This is a genomic window from Haloferax sp. KTX1, assembly GCF_902410085.1.
GTDB classification, from domain to species: Archaea; Halobacteriota; Halobacteria; order Halobacteriales; family Haloferacaceae; genus Haloferax; species Haloferax massiliensis.
This window is the reverse complement of record NZ_CABPRH010000254.1, coordinates 1-421: the sequence shown is the minus strand read 5'-3', so window position 1 is coordinate 421 and position 421 is coordinate 1. Positions and strand designations below refer to the sequence as shown.

Annotated in this window: 1 pseudogene; it reads left to right on the top strand. The window is 65.3% G+C overall.

Annotation, left to right across the window (positions count from 1 at the left end):
• Nucleotides 1–421: pseudogene (locus FY251_RS21710) on the top strand (DNA-directed RNA polymerase subunit A''); the annotation flags it as partial.

Here is a 421-nt window from a genome sequence, read left to right as displayed (position 1 = left end):
GGACCGTCTCGGCCCAGTCCATCGGCGAACCGGGAACGCAGATGACGATGAACACGTTCCACTACGCGGGGGTCGCCGAGATCGACGTGACCCAGGGCCTGCCACGGCTCATCGAGCTGGTGGACGCCCGGAAGACGCCGGACACGCCGATGATGACGGTCCACCTTGATGAGGAGTACGCGACGGACCGCGAGAGCGCACACGAGGTCGTCTGGAAGATCGAGGCGACGCGCATCCTCGCGCTGGGTGACATCTCGACGAACGTCGCGGACATGCTCGTTGAGATCGACCTCAACGAGGACACGCTGCTGGAGCGGTGGCCGACGGTCAACGACACGGACGCCATCGCCGAGGAGATCGCCGAGACCATCGAATCGAATCTCGGCGTCTCGACCCGGCAGGCCGGCACGGTCATCGAGTT